Here is a 24494-nt window from a genome sequence, read left to right on the forward strand (position 1 = left end):
GCGAGCGCGGCTCCTAGACTTCGGGTATGACCGAGTGTCACTCAGCTCTGGTCCGCCCGCTGGGCGAACTCTCCGCCACCGCCCTCGAAATAGCCGGCGGCAAGGGCGCTAACCTCGGCGATCTGCTCCGTGCCGGCTTCCCGGTACCGGACGGCTTCGTCGTCACCACCGCCGCCTATGACGCCTTCGTCGCCGCGAACGACCTGGACGCCCGCCTCGCCACCGCCGACTCCCCCGACGCCGTCCAGGCTCTGTTCCGCGACGCCGCCCTGCCCGCTGAGGTCGCTGGGGCGGTGGCCGAGGGCTATCGCTCCCTCGGCGAGGGTCCGGTCGCCGTCCGCTCGTCCGCGACTGCCGAAGACCTTCCGGACGCCAGCTTCGCCGGCCAGCAGGACACCTACCTCAACATCACCGGCACCGACCGGGTGCTGGACTCCGTCCGGCGTTGCTGGGCATCGCTGTGGAACGAACGCGCGGTCGCCTACCGCGAGCGGGCCAGTCACGACGGCGCTGCACGCCTGAGCATCGCCGTCGTGGTGCAGCGGCTGGTTCCAGCCGAGGTGGCCGGGGTGATGTTCACCGCCAACCCCGGCAACGGACGCCGTGAGCAGACCGTGATCACCGCCGCCTGGGGGTTGGGCGAAGCGGTCGTCGGCGGCCAGGTCGAGCCAGACGAGTACGTCGTCGACCGCACCGCCCCCGACCCGATCGCGTCCCGGCGAATCGCCGAGAAGAAGGTGATGACGGTCCGCACCGACATCGGTTCCGAGCAGGTGGCGACCCCGGCGTCCCAGCTGCGCCGCGCCACGCTCACCGACGCCCAAGTGCTCGAGTTGGCCGCGTTGGGCGCGAAGGTCCAGCAGCACTTCGGACGCCCTCAGGACATCGAGTGGACGCTGGCCGACGGCACCTTCCAGGTGGTGCAGGCCCGACCGATCACCGCCCTGCCCGAACCGGTCGGCGACCTGCCGACCGAGTGGTCACTGCCCCGCGCGGACAGCATGTACTTCCGCGCCAGCATCGTCGAACAGCTGCCCGACCCGCTCACGCCCCTGTTCGCCGACCTGATCCGAGTGGCCGTACCGGTCGGCCTGAACCGGCTGATGACAAGCCTGAACCCCGCGCTCGTCGGCCTCGACATCGACTTCCCGACGATCAACGGCTACGTCTACTACGACTACAGCCGAGGGTTGCTCAACCGGATGTGGGGCCTCACCCCGACCGCCGTCCGGCTGCTCACCCGGAAGGGCTTCGTCCTGGACCGCTGGCGCGATCAGGCCCTTCCCGACTATCGGGCGGCAGTTGCCGGCTGGGTCGACCATGACCCGGCCGCACTGACGGCGTCCGAGCTGATCGCCGGAGTGCGTGACCTGCTGGCCGCCGGGTGCATCTACTACAGCAACGTGCAGATGGTGATCCCGATGGCGGCCACCACCGAGCTGACCTGGACCGGCCTGTACAACGCGGTGCTGCGCCGCAACGGCGATCCGCAGGCCACCGACTTCCTGCTCGGTTTCGACTCCACTCCGCTGCGGGCCGAGAAGTCACTGTCCGCGCTCGCTGACTGGGGCCGCGGCGTCCCGGGGCTGGCGGACGCGCTGGACGGCCTGCCGGCCCGCGACGTGCTCAGCGCTGAACCCGACGGGGTGTCCGCCACGGACTGGCGTGAGTTCCGCGGCCGGCTTGAGTCACATCTGAGCGAGTTCGGGCACACCATCTACAACCTTGACTTCGCCAATCCGGTACCGGCGGACGACCCGACTCCCGTGGTCGAAGCGCTCAGGCATGCGCTCGCCGGCCGCAGCGCCGACCCGCAGCGACGGCAGCGCGAGACCATCGAGCGCCGCGAGCGAATCACCACCGATTTGATGGCGCGGCTCGACCCGGTGCGCCGCAAGGCCGCGCGACGAAGCCTGTCCGCCGCCCAGCAGTGGGCGCCGATCCGTGAGGACGCGCTGGCCGCGATGGGCCTGGCCTGGCCGACTATCCGCCGGCTGCTCCGCGAACTCGGCGGACGGCTCACCCGGGCCGGTGCGATCGGCCAATCGGACGACGTGTTCTGGCTGACCGCCGCCGAGGTGGACGCCGCCACGTCCGGTCTGGACGCCGGGGCGCAGGAACTGGACGACCACGGCGACGCTATCGAGCAGCGCCGCCGGGAATGGCGCGGACGGAAGCTGGCCACACCGCCGCAGTACCTGCCGGTGTCCCGGTTGATGGCGACGATGGACGCCATGATGCCGGCCCGTGGCGACCAGACCGGGCCGGTGCTCAAAGGCACCGGCGGCTCGGGTGGCAGGGTCACCGCAGCCGCCCGGGTGCTCTCCGGACCGGACGACTTCGCCGCCTTCCAGCCGGGCGAGATCCTGGTCGCCTCGATCACCACGCCCGCCTACACGCCGCTGTTCGCGCTGGCGTCCGGGGTGGTCACCGACATCGGCGGGGTGTTGAGCCACGGCTCGATCGTGGCCCGCGAGTACGGCATTCCCGCGGTGCTCGGCACCGGGAACGCCACCAAGCGGATCGCCACCGGCGATCTGATCACCGTGGACGGTGGCGCCGGCACCGTGGGTCTGGACGGCTCGGACGACTCCGGGCAGCCGACCTCGGCCGAACCCCGGCTGCCGGCCTGGGCGTGGATCGCCGCGGGCACGGGGGCGGCCGTCGCGGCGCTCGCCGTGATTCGGCGGCGTCGGTTCGAGTCGGCCCGTGGCTGCTAGCCGTCGCGCGCAAACCCCTCCCTAACTACCTGTGCCCTCCCGCATGTGGGAGGGCACAGGTAGTTAGGGAGGGCCTGACGGCGTCGGTGCGGACCGCCGGTCAGACCGGGTCGGCGACATTGTTGTAGGACAGCAGCCGCCAGCTCTCACCACCGGGCTGCAGCACCGACCAGGATGCGTTCCACAGCCCGCCCAGGGTGAGGTTGTGCGCGTAGTCGAGGCCGAGCAGGAAGACCATCGCCACCCGCAGCGCGAAGCCGTGGCCGACGGCGACGACGGTGGAGCCGTCCGGGCTGCCCTCGGCGATGTCGAGCAGCGCCTCGGCCACCCGCGCTCCCGCCTGGGCGCCGGTCTCACCGGACGCCGAGCGCTGCGCATCGCGTCCCGCCCGGAGTGCCGCCGCGAAATCCGGGTGCGCGGCGAACACCTCGTCGTTGGTCAGGCCCGCCCAGTCGCCGACGTTGATCTCCTGCAGCCGAGGTTCCAGTTCGACCGTCAACCCGGTGCAGCTGGCCAGTTCCCGTGCGGTGGTTGCGGCGCGTCCGAGATCCGACGAGACGATCCGGTCGGGGCGCAAGCCCGCGATCCGCACCGCGGCCGCCGCTGCCTGCGCGAGACCACGATCGTTCAGCGGGACGTCGGCCTGCCCCTGATAGCGGCCCTGCGCGTTCCAGGCGGTCTCGCCATGGCGCCACAGGATGACGCGGGACGCGGTCACGAGCCGGTAGGTGCGCTGTCGCGTCGTCCGGCTGCGGCCACGTCGCCACGGTCGTCCACGTCCAACTCGATCAGCGGGCAGTCCCGCCACAGCCGCTCCAACGCGTACAGCGCCCGCTCCTCGGTGTGCATGACGTGCACCACCAGATCGATGAAGTCGAGCAGCACCCAGCGGTTCTCACCGTGCCCCTCGCGCCGGGCCGGCTTGACTGCCTCGGCCAGCAGAGCTTCTTCGACGGCGTCCACGATGGCGCCGACCTGGCGCTCGTTGGACGCGCTGACGATCAGGAAGATGTCGGTGATCGCCAGCGGTTCGGACACATCGAAGGCCACCAGATCGCTGCCCAGCTTGTCGGCCGCCGCCCGTGCGGCGATCCGGGTGAGTGCGATCGCGTGGTCTGTTGCAGTCATCTGACTCCCAGGTCTAGCGGTAGAGGCCTCGTTTGGCGATGTACTGGACGATACCGTCCGGAACCAGGTACCAGATCGGCAGCTGGTCCCGGACGCGGTTGCGGCAGTCGGTCGACGAGATCGCCAGCGCCGGCACCTCCAGCAGGGTCACCTTGTCCGGCGGCAGATGAGCGATGTCGTGCTCCCCCAGCGTGGTCCCTGGCCGGGTCACGCCGACGAAGTGGGCCAGTTCGAACAGCTCCAGGACGCCGTGCCAGGTCAGGATCTGGCTCAACGCGTCCGCGCCGGTAATGAAGAACAGGTCGACGTCTTCCCCGTAGTGGCGCCGCAGATCGCGGAGCGTGTCGAGGGTGTAGGTGGAGCCCGGACGGTCGATGTCGACCCTGCTCACCGAGAATCGCGGGTTGGACGCCGTCGCGATGGTGGTCATCAGGTACCGGTCCTCGGCCACCGACACATTGCGATGCGCCTTCTGCCAGGGCTGCCCGGTCGGCACGAAGACGACCTCGTCGAGAGCGAATTTCGCCGCCACCTCGCTGGCGGCGACCAGGTGGCCATGATGGATCGGGTCGAACGTGCCACCCATCACGCCCAAGCGGCGATGCCTGGAACCGTCGTCGGCCCAGGCGATCCCGGTATTGGTCATTAGCTGTGCGGGCGGCTCTTACCCACGCCGAAGACCACCCGCAGCCCGATCATCAGCAACACGAAGATCGCCCCGCCGACGATGTACGGCTGGTACGGGTCGTGGTGCACCGCCGTCTCCAGTAGAAAGCCCATGCGCGGGATCCTAACGGGCCGCGGCTGCCGGGGCCACTGTCCGGCCGGGGAGCCGCGCCGTGTGCGTCCGGCGATCGGCAGCCCACAGACCTCGCAACCGATTGGCGGGTTCGCACGGATTCGAACCGTTGCGGTGACGCCGAAAGGCCGCGATGTCGAGGTCATGGACGCCAGCCGCCGGTCAGCAGTCCGGCCGGACCAGGCCGTCCAGCCGCTCCGGATTCAGGACGTCGGCATAGGTCCACCGGACGACTCTCCAGCCGGCGGCCCGCAGGTTCGCCTCGCGGCGCTTTTCGCGCATCACCACGTCCGCCGCCGTCTCGCCGGGACGCAGCAGATTCGCGTACTTGGTCTTCCCGTGCCCGCGCACCGCGATCTCGATCTGGAGCTCCGGTGCGGGCAGTCCCAACCGCCACAGCGTCACGCGGCTGAGCGATTCACCCGAGAAGCCGAGGTCGATGCCGCGTCCGAGATCGAACACGGTGCGCGCCAGCATGGTGCGGCTGAGCCCATCGACGACCTCTACGTCTTGTTCGGGCAGCGGCGTCCGATAACGGTGCGTGTAGCGACCGATGCTGCTGGCACCGCGGCTGGGCTGCGTCACCGTCACCCGGTCGAGCAGCCGGGCGTCCACCGGTAGTCCGTGCAGCACAGCCGCCGAAATGTGACTGAGCACGTTGTCAGGGCCAAGTCTCGGCACGGTGGCCTGGATCAGCTGCAGATGGCGGCGGGCACCCTCGTCCAATTGGACGGCGAAGGCGCCGCGCCGGGTCCGGAACAGCTCCTGGTCGCGAACCATTCGCCGGATCGTGCCCGAGTCCATTCCCTCGGCATTCAGGTCGCGGGTCAGGCGTACCGGCATCGCCCGAGTGCAGCACAACCGGGCGCGCCGCGGTCAGCCGCGGGTCTGGCCGTCTCCGGTGACGATGTACTTCGACGAGGTCATCTCGGCCAGCCCCATCGGGCCGCGCGCGTGCAGCTTCTGGGTGGAGATGCCGATCTCGGCGCCGAAGCCGAACTCACCGCCGTCAACGAATCGCGAGGACGCGTTGACCAGCACCGCGGCCGCGTCCACTTGCGCGGTGAACCGGTCGGCAGAGCTCCGGTCGTTGGTGATGATGGTTTCGGAGTGCCCGGTGCTGTGCGCGCGGATGTGGTCGATGGCGGAGGCGACCGAGTCGACAACGTCGGCAGCTAGGTCGAGGGACAGGTACTCTCCGTCGAACTCGTCCGGTCCGGCGGGCACCACCGCGTCCGAATACGCCCGGACGGCGTCCGTTCCGTGCACCGTCACCCCTTGTCCGGCCAGCGCGGACAGCGCCCCAGGCAGGAACTCGTCGGCGATCGCAGCGTGCACCAGCAGGGTCTCGGCGGCATTGCAGACGCTCGGGCGCTGCACCTTCGCGTTGAGCAGAATGTCCAGCGCCATCGCCTGGTCGGCAGTGGCGTCCACGAAGATGTGGCAGTTGCCGGTGCCGGTCTCGATCACCGGCACCTTGCTGCCGTTCACCACCGCGTTGATCAGCCCGGCTCCGCCGCGCGGGATCAGCACGTCGACCAGGCCGCGGGCCGCCATCATCTCGTCGGTGACCTCGCGTCCACCCTCGACGAATTGGACGGCGTCCGCCGGTAGCCCGGATGCCTCCAGCCCGGCACGCAGCGCGGTTACCACGGCCCGGTTCGACTCCAGCGCGGACGACGAGCCGCGCAGCAGCGCGGCGTTGCCCGACTTGACGCAGATGCCCGCGGCGTCCGCGGTGACGTTCGGACGGGCCTCGTAGATGATGCCGACCACACCGAACGGCACCCGCACCTGACGCACCTGGACGCCGTTGGCATTCGTCCAGCCGCGCACCACGTCACCCACTGGGTCGGGCAGGCCGGCCAGGTCACGCAGGCCGCCGACCATCCCGTCCACCCGCTGCGGGTTGAGCCGCAGCCGGTCGATCAGCGCATCGGACGTGCTGTTGTCCCGGGCCCGGTCGATGTCGCGCTGGTTGGCTTCAAGTACCGCGTCCTCGGCGTCGGCCAGGGCGTCCGCCATGGCGTGCAGCGCGGCGTCCTTGGCGGCCCGGTTCAGGGTGGCCAAGGCGATGCTGGCCCGCTTGGCCGCCCTGGCCTGATCGATGAAAGTCACCGCCGCAGGATACCGGCGCCGCACCCCGGAAGGCCCATCTCGGGTGACCAAGAGAACCGTCCCCGGTGACCAGAAGAACCGTCCCCGGTGACCAGAAGAACCGTCCCCGGTGACCAGAAGAACCGTCCCCGGTGACCGAGGGGACGGTTCTATTGGTCACCCGGAGTGACCGAGGGGACGGTTCCTTTGGTCACCACGGCTCGGACAACGTCAGGGGCGGTGGTTGACCGCGTCCCAGACGCCGAGGAGGTACTGGATGCCCAGGGCGCGGTCGTACAACCCGTAACCGGGGCGCGGCTTATTGGTGGTGTTCTCGTTCCACAGGTGGCGGCCGTGATCGGGGCGGATGTAGCCGGTGTAGCCGGCCTCGGCGTAGGCCGTCATGATGCCGACGGTGTCCACATCGCCCTCGCAGGCCCGGTGGCCGACCTCGGAGAAGTCGCCGTTCGGGTAGTGCTTGACATTGCGGACGTGAGAGAAGTGAATCCGGTCCAGGTACGTCCGCACGGCCTCGACCGCCCGCGGCGCCTGGTCGGGGTTGGCTGAGAACGATCCCAGGCACAGGGTGAGCCCGTTGTACGGGCTGTCGTTCAGGGCCAGCACGGTGCCCAGATCCTCCATGGTGGAGACCACCCGCGGCCAGCCGAACAGGTCGAACGGCGGGTCGTCCGGGTGCACCCCCAGCTTGACGTCGTACTGCTCACAGGTCGGGATCAACGCGTCCAGGAAGTACCTGTAGCAGCGGTACATGTCCTCATGGGTGACGCCGGCGTAAGCCTCGTTCAACTCGCTGAAGCCGGCCAGCCGTTCCGGCTCCCAGCCGGGCAGCGTCAGCCCGCCCGAGTTGGCCTCCATGTCGGCAATCAGCTTCTCGGGGGTCATCTGGTCGACGACCGCCTTCTCGAAGTAGAGCGCGGTCGAACCGTCCGGCAGCGGATGCCACGGGTCGGTGCGCAGCCAGTCGAAGACCGGCATGAAGTTGTAGCAGACCACTTTCACGCCCGCCCGGCCGAGCCGCTCCAGGGTGGTGATGTAGTTGGCGATCGCCTCGTCGCGACTCATCCCGAACACTGTGCGCCCCAGCTTGATCGACTCGTGGACGTTCACCGATTCGACCACCTCGGCGTCCAGCCGCTTGGTCACGCCGCGAGCGGCGTGCGCGGCCGAGAGATCGGTGATCCGGGCCATCTCTGCCGCGATCTCGGCATCCTCCCAGACCTCTCCGGCCTGCTTGTGATGCAGGCTCCAGACGATCGTCTCCACGCCGGGGATCTGGCGGATGTCGTCCAGCGACACCGTGTCGTTGCCCTCGCCGTACCAGCGGAAACCCATCTTCATGTTCGTTCTCCTCGTCGGTTGAGCCGGTCGAAACCCCTCGTCAGCACCACGTCGCCCGGGTCTCGACAAGCTCGACCAGCGTGCTACTGCAGGTCGGTTGAGCCTGTCGAAACCCCTGGTCAGCGCCACGGCAGCCCGGGGCCTCGACAAGCTCGCCCAGCATTGACTAGCGGACGTCCTCCGGCTTCGGCAGCCCGAGCCGCTGCCGCTCGCGACGGGCGAACGGTCCGATGATCGCCTCACCCGGACGCGCGTCGTTGAGCACGGTCAGGTCGCGTCCGGCGGTCTCCGGCATCACGATCGCCGCGCCCAGCGAGCAGATCGAGAAGAAGCCGATCATGATCGCGATCGGCCACCAGGATCCGCCGGTGCCGACCACCAGCGCGGCCGCGACGACCGGACCGATGCCGGTGGCCACGATCGCGGCGAGCTCCTTGGCCAGCGCCAACTGGGTGAGCCGGGCGCGGGCGCCGAACAGCTCCGACATGGTGTTGTTTTCCAGCGACGCCAGTGCGAGCACCGAGGTCTGGTGAATGATGATGTAGCCGGCGAAGACGCTGTTGACGTTCTTGGTGGCGATCATCCAGATCATCGGACCGGCCAGCACCAGCGCGATCGACGACATCACGATGTACATCAGCTTGCGGCCGACCTGGTCGCTCAGCCAGCCGATGATCGGAACTGTGGCGAAGCCGACCAGCGACGAGGTGATCACCACACCGGTGCCCACGCCGGGCGCCAGCAGCAGTACCGCGGTGATGTAGCTGATCAGGTAGGTCTGCACCATGCCCGAGTTGCCGGCCTGGCCGAAGCGGAGGAAGAAGCCTTCGGCGAAGGCACGCCCCTTGCGCTCGTGCAGCCCGGCAGCGAGCACGTTGTCCTGAGTCTCGGCCACCTTCTGCGCCAGTTCATCCCGGCTCAACGCCTCGCCCTCAACCACGTCCGCGCGGCCCTCGAAGACCGGGGACTCCTTCAGGTTGCGGCGCAACCAGACCGCGAACAGCATGATCAGCGAGGACGCGATGAACGGGATTCGCCAGCCCCACTCGATCACCGTCTGGGTCGACATGGTTGCGACCAGGACGCCCCAGATCGCCGAGGCACCGAGGGTGCCGGAGTTGGTGCCGAGCGCCACCAGCGAGCCGACCAGACCGCGCTTGCGGCGCGGCGCGTACTCGGTCAGCATCACCGACGAGCCGGCGATCTCGGCACCGGCGCCGAAGCCCTGGCAGAGCCGCAGGAAGACCAGCAGGATCGGCGCCAGGATGCCGACCTGGTGATAGGTGGGCAACAGCCCGATCGCGGTGGTCGCAATGCCCATCAGCGCGATCGTGTAGAACAGCACCTTGGTCCGGCCGACCCGGTCGCCGAGCCGTCCGAAGTACCAGGCGCCGAGCGGACGGCTCAGGTAGCCGGTCGCGTAGGTGGCCATGGCCAGGATGATCGCCATGCCGGGAGCGTCGCTGGGGAAGAAGATGTCCTTGAACACCAGCGCCGCGGCGAGTGAGTAGAGCTGGAAATCCATGAACTCCAGGGCTGTGCCGAGCCACCCGGAAACGGCGGCCTTGGCAAGGTCTTTGGTGCTTCGTTCGGCGACGGTACCGGAACTGGGCGGTCCGCCTGCGGCGGTATTCTCTGTTGTCATCTGCTGCTCTTTCCTGGTTAGGGCCTCGAGGGGTATTCGGATGGGGGTGGACGTCGGCGGCAACCGGCGTCCACCCGTTCTTTCGTGGACTAGTCCTGGTCGTCGAGCCAGAGCGAGACGACGACCTTGCCCGACTCCTGGCTGTTGCGGGCGGTCTGGAAGGCCTCGACGATGTCGTCGGCATCGATCACATGGGTGATCACGCCGGCCAGTTGTGGGTGCGCGGCGAGCAGCTCGATCGCCTCACCGATCTCGTCGTTGAACCGGAAGCAGCCGACGTAGGTGACCTCCTTGGAGACGAACGGCGCCAGGTTCACCCCGATCTCGCGGTCGGGCAGCATGCCGACCTGGGCGACCGTGCCGCCCCGCCGGGCCGCGGCCAGCGCCGGGCTGATCGCCGGACCCACCCCCGAGCACTCGAACACCACGTCGTAGGCCAGGGCCGGGATCTCCTGCTCGCGGACATTCAGGGTGTGATGGACGCCGAGCGACTTGGCCCGGGACAGCGGCCCGTCCAGGACGTCGGTGGCGGTCACCTCGGCGGCCCCCTTTACCACGGCCGCGGCCGCCACGCACAGCCCAATCGGGCCGGACCCGGTGACCAGCACCTTTTTGCCCTCGACGCCGCCGGCCATCACCATCGCATGCAGCGCCACCGCCAGCGGTTCGGCCAGCGACGCCTCCTTCAGCCCGAGGCCCTCGGGCAGCTCGCGGATCATGAAGTCCTGCACCACCCGGTATTCGCTCATCCCGCCCTGGGTGTGCGGCTTGGTGGACGCCGAACCGAAGTAGCTGCCGTTCGGCCACAGGTAGGGCCGGTCCGCGATGCCCGGCTCGGAGGTGCCGTAGGTCGCCGGCGCGATCGTCACCCGGGTTCCGGCGGGCCACCGCCCGGAGGGGTCGAGGTCGACCACGCCGGACATCTCATGGCCGGGCACCAGCGGCTCGGTGACCACGAAGGCGCCGTTGCGGCCCTCGAAGTAGTAATGCAGGTCCGAGCCGCAGATGCCGCCGTAATGCATCCGGACCCGCACCTCGCCCGCACCCGGCTCGGGGACCGGGACGTCCTCGATGGTGATGTTCTCGGCGGAGTTGATCTTCAGTGTCTTCATCGACAGTCCCTTTCAGAAGGATGTGGACGGTGTCAGGCTCGGGCCGCGTCCAAGGCGGCGCGGGCGGCGTCCCGGACGCCGGAGGTGGTGATGATCCGGACGAAGTCGGCGACCCGCTCGGTGAACTCGTCCCGCTCGGCGAGCGCCTCGGGGAAGAAGCCGCCGCGCACGATCGCCTCGACGTGGGCGCGGGTCGATCCGGCACCGGCGACGGCCGCGGCCAGCCGGTCCTTGGCCGGCTCGATCATGGCCGCCGCGACCGGACCAGGATCGAAACCGTCCGGCGGGCAGACGCAGGCGATCCAGCCGGCCACCATCAGCGCCAGCTGCTGCGGCACCTCGCCCAGATCGAGCATCCGCAGCGCCGGATCCGGCACCCGTTGCAGCAGCTTCAGCGAGCCGTCCGAGCCGACCCGCGCGGTGGCATCGCCGAGCGCATGGTTGCTCCACCGGTCGAACAGCTGCGCGATGTAGGCCTGCGGATCGAAGCCGGACGGCAGCGCGATGCTGGGCAGGTACTCGGTGTTCAGCAGTTCGGTGACGCACTCCCGGACGAAGTCCTGCTCGAAGCTGGCCGGGATAGTCTCCCGGCCGTCCAGGCCGCCCAGGTAGGAGATCAGCGAATGCGAGCCGTTCAGCAGCCGCAACTTGACCAGCTCGTAGGCCTCCACCTCGTCGGAGAAGATCGCACCGGCCTCCTCCCAGGCCGGACGCCCGGCTGCGAACCGGTCCTCGATCACCCACATGCTGAACCGTTCGGCGGGCACCGGGACGGCGTCGGAGAGACCGAGCAGCTGCTCGACCTTGGACCGGGTGCCGTCCGTCATGCCCGGGACGATCCGGTCGACCATCGCGTTCGGGAAGGTGACCTGCGCGGTGAACCACTCGTGGAAGCCCTCCGGCGTGGCGGTGGCCTGCAGGTACTGGCTGACCATTGCGTGCGCGGTGTGCCCGGCGGAGACCAGGTTGTCGCAGGAAAGGATGGTGAGCGGTCCGGCGTCGCCCTGGTAGCGCCGGATCAGCGCCCCGCCGAGCTGGCCGATGCTGGTGCGCGGGGCGTCCGGGTTGGCCAGATCGGCAGCGATCAGGTCGCCGTCGATGTCGAGGTCGCCGGTCACCGCGTTGCGGCAGTAACCGTTCTCGGAGATGGTCATGGTGACGATCTTGATGTCGGGGTGGGCGATCTGGGCCATCAGTTCGGCGGTCTGTTCGGCGGCCACCAGGGTCTTGCGGTGGACGTCCATCACATCCACCCGCTCACCGGCGCTGGAGAGCTCGAGGATCGAGTAGTGGTAGTCCTGGCCGGCGAGGGCGTCGACCACCCGGCGGGAGCGGTTCGCGACCGCCACGATGCCCCAGTCACCGCCCTGGGCGGCCATCGCCTTGGCTGTGTACACCGCGGCGTGCGCCCGGTGGAAGTTCCCGATTCCCAGGTGCAGTATGCCCGGGTTGGGCGGCGCGCTCACCCCCAGCACCGAGCCGGAGAAGGTTGCCTTGGACAGTCGTTCGGCCATCGTCGATCACCAATCTGTGAGAGTGCCGTCGCGGCGGCGGGCCACGGGCAGGTAGGCGGGTTCGTAGTCTTCCGGGTTGTGCAGGTCGTCGTCGATGCTGACGCCGAGACCTGGCTCGTCGCCGGGCTGCAGATGTCCCTCGGCCACGTGCCAGGCGTGCGGAAAGGCCTCGTGCACGAGGTCGGGGTAGCCCATGTATTCCTGGATGGCGAAGTTGTGAGTGGCGATGCCGAGGTGGATGGACGCCGCCAGTGAGACCGGCGAGACGTCGGAGGGGCCGTGCGGCGCGGCCTGGACGCCGTGCACCTCGGCGAGCGCGAAGATCTTGCGCAGGTGACTGATCCCGCCCGCGTGCACCACGGCGACCCTGATGTAGTCGATCAGCCGGTTGCTGATCAGCTGCTGGCAGTCCCAGACGGTGTTGAACACCTCGCCGATCGCCAGCGGCGTGGTGGTGTGCTGGCGGACCAGCCGCAGCGCCTCCTGGTCCTCGGCCGGGGTGACGTCCTCGAGCCAGTACATGCCGACCGGTTCGACCGCCTTGCCGAGCCGGGCCGCCTGGATCGGGGTCAGCCGGTGATGGACGTCGTGCAGCAGGCCGACGCTGTCGCCGACATGCTCGCGGACGGCCGCCAGCACGCCGGGGATGTGCCGCAGGTAGGAGTCGGTGTCCCAGGTCTCCTCCACCGGCGCCGCACCGCGTCCGGCCGGCTCGTAGACCGGGCCGGAGGAGATCCCGTAGACGATGTCGAGGCCCGGGACCCCGGTCTGCACCCGGATGTTGTCGAAGCCGGCCTCGCGGTGGGCATCCACCTGCTCCAGCAGTGCGGGCAGGTCCCAGCCGAGCGCGTGCCGGTAGGTGGCCAGCCGGTCCCGGACCCGTCCGCCCAGCAGGGCGTACAACGGCTGCCCGGTCCGCTTGCCGAGAATGTCCCACAGCGCCACGTCCACCGCCCCGATCGCGGCCATCCCGATCGGTCCGCGGCGCCAGTAGACGCCGCGGTAGAGGTACTGCCAGACGTCCTCGATCCGGCCGGGGTCGCGTCCGATCAGCAGCGGGCCGACGTGGTCGCGCAGGTAGGAGGCCACCGCCAGTTCGCGTCCGTTCACGGTGGCGTCGCCGAGGCCGACGATCCCGTCCCGGGTGGTCAGCCGCAGCGTGACGTAGTTCCGGGCGGGTCGCGAGACCAGCACCTCGACGCGTTCGATCAGATCGGACATGGCGCTACCGATCCACCCGGGCGCCGCCGCCGGCGGCGAGCTTGAGCACCTCGGCCTTGGTGGCCATGGTGGTATCGCCGGGGGTGGTCATCGCCAGCGCACCGTGCGCGGCACCGTATTCGACGGCCGTCTGCAGGTCCGCCCCGCTGATCAGGCCGTAACACAGCCCGGACGCGAACGAGTCGCCGCCACCGACCCGGTCCAGGATCTCCAGATGCTTGCGGTCGGCGGCCTGCACCAGCCCCGATGAGGGCGACCAGGCCAGCGCGCTCCAGTCGTTGTCGGACGCCGAATGCACGGCCCGCAGCGTGGTGGCGATCACGGCGAAGTTCGGGTACTCGGCAGCGACCTGTTCGATCATCCGGGCGAACCCGTCGATCGGCAGCTCGGTCAGGTTCTCGTCCACCCCTTCGATCTCGAAACCGAGGGACGCGGTGAAGTCCTCCTCGTTGCCGATCATCACGTCGACATACCTCGCCAGTTCGCGGTTGACCTCCCGGGCCCGGGCCTGGCCCCCGATGCTCTTCCACAGGCTGGGCCGGTAGTTGAGGTCGTAGGAGACGACTGTGCCGTGTTTCTTGGCCGCTTTCATCGCGGCCAGCGCGGTCTCGGCCGTGGTCTCGCTCAGCGCCGCGTAGATGCCGCCGGTGTGCAGCCATCGGACGCCCAGTTTCCCGAAGATGTGCTCGAAGTCGACGTCGGCGGGCCCGAGTTGGGCGATCGCGGTGTGGCCCCGGTCATTGACGCCCTTGGCGCCCCGGACGCCGAACCCGCGTTCGGTGAAGTTCAGCCCGTTGCGCACGGTGCGGCCCACGCCATCGGAATCGGCCCAGTGGATCAGTGCGGTGTCGACACCCCCGGCCAGGATCAGCGACTCGACCAGGTGCCCGACCTCGTCGTCGACCAGTGCGGTGACGACCCCGGCCCGTTGACCGAAGACCCGGCTCAGGCCGCGCACCACGTTGTACTCGCCGCCGCCCTCCCACGCGGTGAAGCCGCGTGCCGTCCGGATCCGGGACTCCCCCGGATCGAGCCGAAGCATCACCTCACCGAGCGCGAGGGCGTCGTAGCGGCAGTCCTCGGCGGCTCGCAGGGCCAGCTGGTTGGTCATCCGGTGCGCTCCTTCGCGATCGATCGGGGTTCAGCTCACGGACGCCGCGGCGGCCACGGCCTCGGCGCTGAGACGTTCGACGGTGGCGAAGTCGCCGGCGTCGACGACCCCGGCAGGCACCATCCAGGACCCGCCGACGGCCGGCACGTTCGGCAACGCGAGGTAGTCGCCCAGGTTCGCCGCGGACACTCCCCCGGTCGGCACGAACCGGACGCCGGCGAACACCGAGGCGAATGCCTGCACCGTGTCGGCACCGCCGGTAATTGGCCGCCGGGAAGAACTTCAACGTGGTCAGCCCGGCGTCCAGGGCAGCGATCACCTCGCTCGGCGTCACGGTTCCGGGCACCATCGGGACGCCGCGTTCCTTCGCTCGAGCCACGGTTGCCGCGCTGAAGCCCGGGCTGACCAGGAACCGGGCCCCGGCGTCCACCGCCAGGTCGACCTGTTCCGGGGTGAGCACGGTGCCGGCGCCGACCAGCAGCTCAGGGTTCTTCGCCATCGTCGCGATCGCGTCCGGGGCGGCCGGAGTGCGCAATGTCACCTCGGCCACCGGCAGGTCGCCGGCGACCAGAGCCTCGGCCAGCCCCGCCGCGCGGGCCGCGTCGCGCACCACGACGACAGGAACGATGCGACGAACGAGAACGTCATCGAGAAGGTCGGACACACCAGCTCCGTTTCACCCATTGAAACTCACGGTTTGATGTCTGAAACATCCTCGCACCGTTCGTGGCACAATGACAAGCGGTATTTCTATCATTGACCTGAACGTTGCGTTGAGCAAAACGGAAGGGCATGATCAGGCCCATGACGGAGGGTCCGCGGGTCGAGGCTATCGACCGTGCGCTGGTTCTGCTGGCCGCACTCGCAGAAGCGGGGCCGGACGGCGTGACGCTGGCCGACTTGTCGGCCGCCACCGGCGTGAACAAATCCACCGCGTATCGCGCGCTCTCGACAATGCGCGCGCACGGGTTCGCCGCCCAGTCCGAAGCGAGCGGCGACTACCGGCTGGGCCCGACGGCCATGACCCTGGGCGAGCGCTTCCTCACCCCGCGCAGCCTCGCCCAGTCGCTGCATCCGGCGCTGGTCGCCCTCTCTCGGGCGGCCGACGAACTCGTCCACCTGGGCGTCCTGATCGGCGATCAGGTGCTGTACCTGGACAAGGTCGAGCCGGAGCGGGCGATCCGCGTGTTCTCCGAGATCGGACGCCGCACCTCAGCCGCCCGCTCGGCGATGGGACGAGCCCTGCTGGCCGCACGCACCGTCCCGGACGAACAGCTCAGCGTCTACCTGCACCAGAGCGGACTGAGCCGCGACCAATTGTTCACCGCCCTCGCCGCAGCCCGCAGCCGCGGCTTCTCGATCGAGATCGAAGAGAACGAACCGGGGGTGGCCTGTCTGGGCGTCGCGATCATGCGGGGAACGAACGCGGTCGCCGCACTCTCGATCACGATGCCGTCCGAGCGGCTGACCGAGCAGCGCCAGCGCGACCTCGCCGCGTTGATCCGTTCGCTGGTGCCTCCGCTGTTGCCCGACGGCCTGTCACTCTGGCGGCCCGGTCCCACCGGCTGAGCATGTCGAAACCCACGACCGCTGGTTGAGCTTGTCGAAACCATCAAGGGTCTCGACAAGCTCGACCAACGGATCAGGGGTCATGCTCGACCACCGGAACAGGGGACACGCTCGACCAACCGAACAGGACACGCTCGACGGCGGCGGGAGAGGTCAGCGGCCGGATCGCAGTTTGACGATCAGGGCGTCCCGATGGACGACTTCGCGGTCGAACTCAGGCCCGCGCTCCTCGACCAGGCGGTGGGTGCTCTTGCCGAGGATCCCGGGCAGATCGGACGCGTCGTAGTTGACGATGCCGCGGGCCACCACCGCGCCGTCGGGGCCGAGCAGCCGGACCGGCTCACCGGCCAGGAAGTCGCCGCGCACCGCGGTCACCCCGGCCGGCAACAGCGAGGCCTTGCGTTCCAGCACCGCCCGGACGGCGCCGGCGTCCAGGACCAGGTCGCCCTTGGCCTGCGAGGCGTAGGCCAGCCACATCAGTCGCCGGGAGCGCTTCTTCCCGGTCGGCCGGAACACGGTGCCGACATCGTCGCCGGCCAGCGCCGCCGCGTGGTCGTCGGCGTGCGCCAGCACCACCGCGATCCCGCCGGCGGTGGCGATCCGGGCCGCCTGCAGCTTCGTCGCCATGCCGCCGGTGCCGACCGCCGACCCGATCCGCGAGGTGTCCACGTCGAGCTCGTCCACGTCGGCCACCTCGGCGATCCGTTCGGCACCGGGCTCGGCCGGATGCCGGGTGTAGAGCGCGTCCACGTCGGACAGCAGCACCAACGCGTCCGCCCGGACCAGGTGCGCCACCAGCGCGGCCAGCCGGTCGTTGTCGCCGAACCGGATCTCGTGGGTGGCGACGGTGTCATTCTCGTTGACCACCGGGACGGCGCCGAGTTGCAGCAGCCGGGTGAAGGTGCGCAGGGCGTTGCGGTAGTGGGCTTGCCGAGTGAGGTCGTCGACGGTCAGCAGCACCTGCCCGACCACGAGCGAATGGGCTGCGAACAGCGCGTCGTAGCGTTCGATCAGCAGCCCTTGGCCCACCGAGGCGGCCGCTTGCTGGCTGGCCAGATCACGGGGACGCCGGGTCATCCCGAGCGCCGGCATCCCGGCCGCAACCGCCCCGGATGAGACCAGCACCACGTCCCGGCCATCCGCGCGGAGAGCGGCCAGGCTCGCCACCAGCCGCTGCATCCGGTCGGCGTCCAGCCCGCGGCGTCCGGTCAGCGACGACGAGCCGATCTTCACCACGATCCGCTGGGCGTCCGCGATCTGCTGGCGCAGGCTCACCGGTCCGCCTCGGCCTCGCCGGTCACCGACCCGCCGTCCGGGCCGTCGTCGTGATAGCCGTCCTGCGCTGCCCGGGTGAGCCGTTCGGCGTCCTTGGCAGCGTGGTATTCGGCGTCCAGGCGGCGCCGCCGCTTCACCGATTCGCGCTCGGTGAACAGCCGCTGGTCCTCGCCGCGCCGGGACAGCAACTCGGCACCGATCTCGACCTGCGGGGCGAAGTCGAACACCACCGGATGCTCGCCCGAGCCGATCGCCACCGCGTCCCCGGCCCGGGCACCCTGGGCCAGCAACTCGTCCTCGATGCCCAGCCGGGCGAACCGGTCGGCCAGGTACCCGACCGCCTCGCCGTTGCCGAAATCGGTCTGCCGCACCCAGCGCTCGGGCTTCTCGCCACGGACCCGCCAGACGAAGCCGCCCTCGCCGTCGCCCTGCCGCCGGATGCTGAACTCCGGCCCGCCGGCGACAGGCGCCGGCCGGATCACGATCCGTTTCGGCTCCGGCTTGGGCGCGGAGGCCCGGCGGCGGACGACCAGGTCGGCCATTGCGAAGGTGAGCGCGCGCAGTCCCTCGCCGGTCTTGGTGGACACCGCGAACACCGGCAGCCCACGGGCCTCGACATCGGCCCGGACCATCTCGGCCAGCTCGGCCGCGTCGCCGACGTCCACCTTGTTCAGCGCGACCATCCGCGGCCGGTCCTCGAGCCCGCCGTGCGCCGCGAGTTCGCCCTCGATCACGTCCAGGTCGGTGAGCGGGTCGCGTCCCGGCTCGTAGGTGGCGCAGTCGATGACGTGAACGATCGCCTGACAACGCTCGATGTGCCGCAGGAAGTCATGACCGAGACCTCGGCCCTCGGACGCCCCCTCGATCAGCCCGGGCACGTCGGCGACGGTGAAGGTGACCTCGCCGGCGACCACGACGCCGAGATTCGGCACCAGCGTGGTGAACGGGTAGTCGGCGATCTTCGGACGCGCCCGGCTGATCGCGGCGATCAGCGAGGATTTGCCGGCGCTCGGGAAGCCGACCAGCCCGACATCGGCGAGCACCTTGAGTTCCAGGGTGATCCGGCGCGATTCGCCCTCTTCGCCGAGCAGTGCGAAACCGGGTGCCTTGCGGTTGGCGGACGCCAGCGCCGCGTTACCCAGCCCGCCACGTCCCCCGGCGGCCACCACCACCTCGGCGTCGGTGCCGACCAGGTCGGCCAGGATCTCGCCGCTGTCGGCGTCACTGACCACGGTGCCGTCCGGCACCACCAACACGACATCGTCGCCGTTGCCGCCGTTGGCGTGATCGCCCTTGCCGGGCTGGCCGTTGGGGGCGCGTCGCTGGGATTGCCGGTGGTACTCGACCAGAGTGGTCAGCCCGGGGTCGACCCGCAGGATGACCGAGCCGCCATGACCGCCGTTTCCGCCGTCCGGGCCGCCGAGGGGCTTGAACTTCTCCCGGTGAATGGACGCGCAACCGTGCCCGCCGTTGCCTCCGGCGACCGTCAGGGTCGCGGAGTCGACGAACGAGGGAATGGCCATGGCAAGACTTCCGGATTAGGGCGATTGGGCGTGGGGACCGTCTCTCATGTTCCCACAGCCGCCGGGCAGGCGCATGCGCGGGCCGTCCTGCGGCCCGGTTCGGCGGGCCGGTCAGGGATCGACCGGCGGCGCCCAGATCGAATCGTCCGGACGCCGACGCGCGGACAGCGGACCGGCCCGGTCTGCCGGCGGCTCGACCGGCGCCGGTTCTCGACGTGCCCCTCCCGGGCCATCCGGACTGCTGTCGGCCGGCGCGTCCGGCGCCGATACCGACTCGGCGATCCCCTCCGGGTCGGCCCCGTCGATCTGGTCGGATGCAGCGCCGGCCGGCGGCTCGGCGAGCGAGTGCCGACGCCGCCGAGCTGTCAGCCACAGCAGCGTGCCGGCCACTCCAACCAGGCAACCGGCCAGCGGCCCGACCACCGACCAGGACGGCCCAGCATGATTGAGTGCCTCCGCGGCCAGCCCGTACGGCCTGACCAGCTGCTTCGGATCGCGGAACCGCGCGGTGCTGCCGTCCGCCTCACCGGTGGTGGTCAGCACCTGGCCGGGAAACCGGACGGTGACGTCGAGTCCGCCGATCGACGATCGCGAGACCTCCGCGGACTGCTCCCCGCCCGGGGCGACGCCCAGCGGGTTGACCGAGACGGCCACGAACTCGCCGGCGTGAGTCACGTTCAGGAACTGCCGGAGCCGTTCCGGATGGACGACACCCCGGACCGCGCAAAGTGCCTCGCCCCGGTCGTCGGTGCGGGCTTCGACGGTGAGCGAGATGTCCCGGAAGAACTCGGGCTCGCAGCGGTAGTCGGTCAGCGAGTCGTTGCGGAAGGTGAGATCGACGACCACCTCGTCGCTCGAGCGCACCTCCACGGTGCCGGCCACCGTGCAGCCGGTCAGCAACAGGGTGGCCGCGGTGGCCATCAGGGTGATGCCACGCCTCAATCTCAGTGGCACCGGTGCCTCCAACGAGTGTGGATTTCCGCCATCCTCGCACATCGGCCGCACTGGCCCAGGTGCCACCGGCGGACCGCTCCGGACGCGGCGGCGTAGGAACCCCGGGGAGCAGTCTTGCGTCCCGGCGGCCCGGGCGACCGATGGCGCGCGAAAGGGCGGCCCCGTCCGGGGCCGCCCTTTCGAAATCGGTTACCGCAGCGTCACTCGGCGAGCGCCACGTTCACGACCTTGCGGCCGCGCCGGGTGCCGAACTCGACGACACCGGGACGCAGCGCGAAGAGCGTGTCGTCGCCGCCGCGTCCGACGCCTTCACCGGGGTGGAAGTGGGTGCCGCGCTGACGGACCAGGATCTCGCCGGCGTTGACGGCCTGGCCGCCGAAGCGCTTCACGCCGAGCCGCTGGGAGTTGGAGTCGCGCCCGTTGCGCGAGCTGGATGCGCCCTTCTTGTGTGCCATCGCGTGCTACCTCAGCCTTCGATTCCGGTGACCTTGACCTGGGTGTACTTCTGCCGGTGTCCCTGGCGCTTCTTGTACCCGGTCTTGTTCTTGTACTTCAGGATGCGGATCTTCTTGCCCTTGATCTCACCCAGCACCTCGGCGCTGACGCTGACCTTGGCCAGCTTCTTCGCCTCGGTGGTGATGGACTCACCGTCGACGAGCATCAGCGGGGTCAGCGCCACGCTGTCACCCACCGCCGCATCGACCCGGTCGATATCCAGGACGTCGCCGACTGCAACCTTGTGCTGGCGTCCGCCGCTGCGCACGATCGCGTACACGCCTGACCCACTCTCTTCGATCTCGATGAATGCAGTGCCTACCCGGACGGGCGGTCCGGAACGAAACCGAACTGCCGACAGGCCCGCGGGCACCGAGGGTCAAGACTACGTGTCCATCCCGAACAGGGTCAAACCGAGCACTCGATCGTCATCGGTCGAGTCCGCTCGAGCCCCTTCCCGGGACGCCCGACGACTTCCTCATCGTTCGGGCGTGCCCCTGGTTGCGTCGCTCCTCAGTCCGACACCTCGACCACGGACGCGCCCGCTGCGGCCCGCTGCACCGCGGCGCAGCCGTCCTTGGCGCCGGACAGGCTGGTGTAGGCCTGTCCGGTGGCGACCACCTCGCCATTGCCCGCCTTGAGCCGGAACCGGTACTTGCCGGAGGCGTCCTGGTAGACCTCGAATTTCCCTGCCATGCGGCGCTCCTGTTCATCCAGGTGTTGATCGACTTGTCGCGGCCATCGTAGGACCGTGCACGACTCGACACCAGGATTCACACTCCCCCGGTTCGGTGCAGCCACCGGGCTCCGGGCTGCGGCAGGATGAGCCGGGTGAGCGATGTCATCGACGTGGTCCGTGCGGACGGAAACCTTCCCGTGCACCGTTGGCTGCCCGCCTCCGGCGGCGGCCCGGGAGTTCTGGTGCTGCAGGAGATCTTCGGCGTCAGTCCCTACATCGAGCAGCGCTGTGCCGACCTGGCCGATGCCGGCTACGTCGTCCTGGCGCCGGAGCTGTACTTCCGGCAAGGCCGGATGACTTTCGACGAGAGCAGTCCCAGCTACCTTCAGGAAGGCATCGGCGCATCCCAGCGGCTGAACTGGGAGCAGACCACAGCGGACGCCTCCGCGACCCTGGACGCGCTCCGCGCGGCGTCCGAGGTGACTGGGAAGGTGGCGATCCTCGGCTTCTGCTTCGGCGGCGGGCTGGGCTTTCAGGTGGCCGCCCACAATCCTCCGGACGCCCTGGTGGCCTACTACGGCTCGGCGATCCCGAGCCTGCTCGAACTGGCGCCGAAGATCGACTGCCCGAGCCTGCATCATTGGGGGCTGGCCGACAGCTTCTTCCCGCCCGCCGTCGTCGAGCAGGTTCACGAAGCACTCAGCGGTAGTGCCGGCGAGGTGGAGTTCCACACCTACGAGGGCGCGGACCATGCCTTCGACAACACCCACCCGATGTTCTTCCATCCGCAGGCATCCGCGCTGGCCTGGACCCGCACCCTGGACTTCCTGGCCCGCTCCCTGGCCTGACTTCCACAGCTCCCTGGCCTGATCTCCACAAATTTCATCGACACCAGAAATACTGATATCCGCACTCGATCGCAGAATGAGCCCGGCTTTGACGTTTGAGTGCGAATCGAGCGCGGAAATCGGTGCTCGACGATCGACCAGCTGCCGGGATCACCAGCCCTGCGGACCCGACCGCTTGCCACGATCACCGTCACCGCGATCACGGTCGTCGCGGCGACGCGGCTCGGAGAGGTCGCGCAGCCGGTCGGCCAGCCAGTCCCGCGCCTGCCCGAGCCCGTGGCCGAGGTCGGCGAACACGCGTCCCAGGCTTTCGTCGAGGCGTCCGAACTCCTCGGAGTAGTGCCGCGCCGCCGCCGCAGCCTCGGCGGAGATGCTGGCACCGGCGTCGTCCTCGCGCCGCGGGTAGCTGCCGTCGAGGATCGCCTGGTACTCCCCCGACTTCACCCAGCGGTCCAGCTCACCGGCCCGGACCACCGCGAACGGGTGGGTCTGGCTCTCGACGAGCAGCACCCGGAGCAACAGATCGCGGACATCGTCATTGGCGTGATAGTCGTCGGCCTGGGCAAGGAACGCCTCGGAGTCCAGTTCATCGATCCGGCCACCGGAGGCCATCTTCATATGCGCCCGGAGCGCGACCTCGCTCTGCTGCCCGGCGAGCAGGCCGGCCCGGTCGGCCGACAACTCCGACTTGCGCTGCCACTCCAGCAATGCCGCGATCACCGCCCGGACGCCGAGCGCGCCGAGCGGCAGCGCGAACACCGTGCCGGACAGCGCCAGCAGCGCGCCGAGCAGCGTCCGATAGACGGCATGTCCGCTCAGCACATGGCCGAGTTCGTGGCCCAGCACGAAGCGCAACTCGTCGTCGTCCATCACGTCGACCAGACCGGAGTTCAGCACGATCACCGGCTTGTCCAGACCGATCGCCATCGCGTTGATGGTCGGATCCGCCCGGATGAACAACTCCGGCAGCACCCCCGCGTCCAGCACCTCGCCGGCCTCGCGGTACAGCCGATGAACCCGGGCGAACTGTCGCTCATCGGCTCGCACCGCGGAGCCGAGCAGCAGCATCCGCACGGCGCGCTCGTTGAGGAAGGCCGACAACTGCTTGAGGATGATGTCGAAGCCGCGCAGCTTGCGAAGCGCCACCAGGGCGCCGCGGTCGGCGGGGTGTTCCCAGGCCCGGGAGCTGATCGAGGGCAGCAGTGTCCGTTCAGTCTCGCTCATGCAGCCAGTCTGCCCTGCCCGCACCAAGCCTCGACGCGATAGGTTCTGACCACACCTCTAGCGGTGAGCAGCGATTTCACGCTGCGCGGTATCAACGGGACAGCGTGCGTCTCATGACGCATGTGGGAACAGGGACGCTGATGGCTGCATCGGATGTGGCGGGCCGTTCGGACGCGACGGAAGCTTCCGTCTGGGTTCGGGCTGCCGCCTGCTTCGAGCGCTGGCAGGGCGGCGAGTCGGCCGCCCTCGATGAGCTCGTCCGGCTGATGACACCGGTGCTGTGGCACACGGTGCGCGCGTACGGGTTGAGTCAGGCAGCGGCCGAGGACGCCGTCCAGAACACCTGGCTGGCATTGGTTCGCAACGGTCACCAGGTGACTCAGGCGGCGGCGATCGGGGGGTGGCTGCTGACCACCGCCCGGCGTACGGCGTGGCGGACCAAGACCTCCGACGGCAAGGCGACCGCGGTCGAGGACACCCAGCTGGCCGCTGGGCTGCCCCCGTCGGTGGCGGCCGAGACCAGCGCCCTGGAAGAGCTGGCCGGATCGGCGCTCTGGACCCACGTACGGACGCTCGACGAGCGGTGCCAGCGGCTGCTGCGCATCGTCGCCTACGACGACCGACCCGACTATGCGGGCCTCGCCCAGAACCTGGGAATGCCCATCGGCAGCATTGGCCCGACCCGGCGCCGCTGCCTCGACAAACTGCGCAGCTCGCTGGAGAAAGGTGGCCAACTGTGAACGCCGAGGAACGTGACCCCCTGTTGGTCGCCATCAAACGCATGTACGACGAACTCGACCCGCCGCCGTCCGGGCTGACCGAACGCGTCCTGGTCGCCCTGGCCGTGGACGATCTCGACCTGGAATACGAGCTGCTCACCATGGTGCACCGCTCCCAGCAGCTGGCCGGCGTCCGCAGCGGCGACGACCAGAAGCTCGTGATGGAGTTCACCGCCGCCGGCGTCACCGTGCTGTTGCGGATCAGCCCCGCCGACGCCGGTCACCGGCGGATCGACGGCTGGGTCACCCGCACCGCGGACGCCAAGGGCGAACTGGTCGAACTGACCGCCTCGCTGTGGCAGGAGCAGGGCAGTCACACCTGTCCGGTCGGTGCGCACGGCCGCTTCGAGTTCGCCGCGGTGCCGCCGGGGCTGACCCGCCTCGACCTGGCCGGCGGCGACTCCGACGCCTTTCGCACCACGCTCTTCGAAATCTGATCCCG

General features: G+C 69.5%; 25 protein-coding genes and 1 pseudogene. 5 read left to right on the forward strand and 21 right to left on the reverse strand.

Annotation, left to right across the window (positions count from 1 at the left end; genetic code table 11):
* Positions 1-26 precede the first annotated feature (26 nt).
* Positions 27-2720: a PEP/pyruvate-binding domain-containing protein gene (locus tag QM711_RS13245; RefSeq protein ID WP_415100077.1), complete on the forward strand. Its 2694-nt coding sequence runs from the start codon at positions 27-29 to the stop codon at positions 2718-2720.
* A gap of 100 nt (positions 2721-2820) precedes the next feature.
* Here QM711_RS13245 and QM711_RS13250 read toward each other — a convergent pair whose 3' ends face one another.
* The 14 genes and pseudogenes from QM711_RS13250 to QM711_RS13315 all read right to left on the reverse strand — a co-directional run.
* The gene (locus QM711_RS13250) at positions 2821-3438 is read right to left on the reverse strand and encodes a histidine phosphatase family protein (protein WP_415100079.1); all 618 of its coding nucleotides are present in this window, start codon (positions 3436-3438) and stop codon (positions 2821-2823) included.
* Positions 3435-3848, reverse strand: a complete 414-nt coding sequence (gene rsfS / locus QM711_RS13255) for a ribosome silencing factor (RefSeq protein ID WP_415100081.1) — start codon at positions 3846-3848, stop codon at positions 3435-3437. Before rsfS ends, QM711_RS13250 begins: the two co-directional genes overlap by 4 nt.
* A gap of 13 nt (positions 3849-3861) precedes the next feature.
* The gene (nadD, locus tag QM711_RS13260; protein ID WP_415100083.1) at positions 3862-4494 is read right to left on the reverse strand and encodes a nicotinate-nucleotide adenylyltransferase; all 633 of its coding nucleotides are present in this window, start codon (positions 4492-4494) and stop codon (positions 3862-3864) included.
* Positions 4494-4628, reverse strand: a complete 135-nt coding sequence (locus QM711_RS13265; RefSeq protein WP_415100085.1) for a hypothetical protein — start codon at positions 4626-4628, stop codon at positions 4494-4496. The genes nadD and QM711_RS13265 overlap by 1 nt, the downstream gene beginning before the upstream one ends.
* Before the next feature lie 181 nt (positions 4629-4809).
* On the reverse strand, positions 4810-5490 hold the full coding sequence (locus QM711_RS13270) for a hypothetical protein (protein WP_415100087.1): 681 nt from the start codon (positions 5488-5490) through the stop codon (positions 4810-4812).
* Between the two features lie 33 nt (positions 5491-5523).
* Complete coding sequence (locus QM711_RS13275; RefSeq protein ID WP_415100089.1) at positions 5524-6765, reverse strand: glutamate-5-semialdehyde dehydrogenase; 1242 nt, start codon at positions 6763-6765, stop codon at positions 5524-5526.
* Between the two features lie 210 nt (positions 6766-6975).
* A complete protein-coding gene (locus QM711_RS13280) occupies positions 6976-8103 on the reverse strand; it encodes a mannonate dehydratase (protein ID WP_415100091.1) in 1128 nt (375 codons plus the stop codon).
* A 166-nt stretch (positions 8104-8269) separates the two neighbouring features.
* Complete coding sequence (locus QM711_RS13285; RefSeq protein WP_415100093.1) at positions 8270-9748, reverse strand: MFS transporter; 1479 nt, start codon at positions 9746-9748, stop codon at positions 8270-8272.
* A gap of 89 nt (positions 9749-9837) precedes the next feature.
* Positions 9838-10860 (reverse strand): L-idonate 5-dehydrogenase, encoded by a 1023-nt coding sequence (locus QM711_RS13290; protein ID WP_415100095.1) that lies wholly within the window; start codon positions 10858-10860, stop codon positions 9838-9840.
* A 32-nt stretch (positions 10861-10892) separates the two neighbouring features.
* Positions 10893-12374, reverse strand: coding sequence for a mannitol dehydrogenase family protein (locus QM711_RS13295; protein ID WP_415100097.1), 1482 nt, complete (start codon positions 12372-12374; stop codon positions 10893-10895).
* A 6-nt stretch (positions 12375-12380) separates the two neighbouring features.
* Positions 12381-13595, reverse strand: coding sequence for a D-mannonate dehydratase ManD (gene manD, locus QM711_RS13300; protein WP_415100099.1), 1215 nt, complete (start codon positions 13593-13595; stop codon positions 12381-12383).
* A 4-nt stretch (positions 13596-13599) separates the two neighbouring features.
* On the reverse strand, positions 13600-14706 hold the full coding sequence (locus QM711_RS13305; protein WP_415100101.1) for a sugar kinase: 1107 nt from the start codon (positions 14704-14706) through the stop codon (positions 13600-13602).
* A 30-nt stretch (positions 14707-14736) separates the two neighbouring features.
* Positions 14737-14949 (reverse strand): aldolase, encoded by a 213-nt coding sequence (locus QM711_RS13310; RefSeq protein ID WP_415100103.1) that lies wholly within the window; start codon positions 14947-14949, stop codon positions 14737-14739.
* Between the two features lie 79 nt (positions 14950-15028).
* A pseudogene (locus tag QM711_RS13315) lies at positions 15029-15370 on the reverse strand (bifunctional 4-hydroxy-2-oxoglutarate aldolase/2-dehydro-3-deoxy-phosphogluconate aldolase); the annotation flags it as partial.
* 140 nt (positions 15371-15510) lie between these two features.
* Here QM711_RS13315 and QM711_RS13320 point away from each other — a divergent pair.
* Entirely contained in the window at positions 15511-16275 is a 765-nt protein-coding gene (locus tag QM711_RS13320) for an IclR family transcriptional regulator (RefSeq protein ID WP_415100105.1), read from the forward strand.
* Positions 16276-16428: 153 nt separating this feature from the next.
* On the opposite strand, the gene proB is transcribed toward QM711_RS13320, so the two are convergent.
* The 6 genes from proB to QM711_RS13350 form a co-directional block, all read right to left on the reverse strand.
* Positions 16429-17550, reverse strand: a complete 1122-nt coding sequence (gene proB, locus QM711_RS13325; protein WP_415100107.1) for a glutamate 5-kinase — start codon at positions 17548-17550, stop codon at positions 16429-16431.
* Complete coding sequence (gene obgE, locus QM711_RS13330) at positions 17547-19073, reverse strand: GTPase ObgE (protein ID WP_415100109.1); 1527 nt, start codon at positions 19071-19073, stop codon at positions 17547-17549. Before obgE ends, proB begins: the two co-directional genes overlap by 4 nt.
* 111 nt (positions 19074-19184) lie before the next feature.
* Entirely contained in the window at positions 19185-20027 is an 843-nt protein-coding gene (locus QM711_RS13335; protein WP_415100111.1) for a hypothetical protein, read from the reverse strand.
* A gap of 200 nt (positions 20028-20227) precedes the next feature.
* Positions 20228-20482 (reverse strand): 50S ribosomal protein L27, encoded by a 255-nt coding sequence (gene rpmA / locus QM711_RS13340; protein WP_415100113.1) that lies wholly within the window; start codon positions 20480-20482, stop codon positions 20228-20230.
* Positions 20483-20493: 11 nt separating this feature from the next.
* Complete coding sequence (gene rplU, locus QM711_RS13345) at positions 20494-20802, reverse strand: 50S ribosomal protein L21 (protein WP_415100115.1); 309 nt, start codon at positions 20800-20802, stop codon at positions 20494-20496.
* A gap of 233 nt (positions 20803-21035) precedes the next feature.
* Positions 21036-21218 (reverse strand): YegP family protein, encoded by a 183-nt coding sequence (locus tag QM711_RS13350; protein WP_415100117.1) that lies wholly within the window; start codon positions 21216-21218, stop codon positions 21036-21038.
* Between the two features lie 126 nt (positions 21219-21344).
* Between QM711_RS13350 and QM711_RS13355 the strand changes: the two genes are divergently transcribed.
* A complete protein-coding gene (locus QM711_RS13355; protein WP_415100119.1) occupies positions 21345-22049 on the forward strand; it encodes a dienelactone hydrolase family protein in 705 nt (234 codons plus the stop codon).
* A gap of 150 nt (positions 22050-22199) precedes the next feature.
* Here the strand turns inward: QM711_RS13355 and QM711_RS13360 are convergent, their stop codons facing one another.
* Positions 22200-23273 (reverse strand): M48 family metallopeptidase, encoded by a 1074-nt coding sequence (locus QM711_RS13360; protein WP_415100121.1) that lies wholly within the window; start codon positions 23271-23273, stop codon positions 22200-22202.
* Positions 23274-23413: 140 nt separating this feature from the next.
* On the opposite strand from QM711_RS13360, the gene QM711_RS13365 reads away from it, so the two are divergent.
* The gene (locus tag QM711_RS13365; protein ID WP_415100123.1) at positions 23414-24013 is read left to right on the forward strand and encodes an RNA polymerase sigma factor; all 600 of its coding nucleotides are present in this window, start codon (positions 23414-23416) and stop codon (positions 24011-24013) included.
* Positions 24010-24489 carry a hypothetical protein gene (locus QM711_RS13370; protein WP_415100125.1) on the forward strand — a complete coding sequence of 160 codons (480 nt, stop codon included), beginning with the start codon at positions 24010-24012 and terminating at the stop codon, positions 24487-24489. Before QM711_RS13365 ends, QM711_RS13370 begins: the two co-directional genes overlap by 4 nt.
* Positions 24490-24494: the final 5 nt, after the last annotated feature.

This window comes from Micropruina sp. (assembly GCF_047602385.1).
Lineage (GTDB): Bacteria > Actinomycetota > Actinomycetes > Propionibacteriales > Propionibacteriaceae > Micropruina.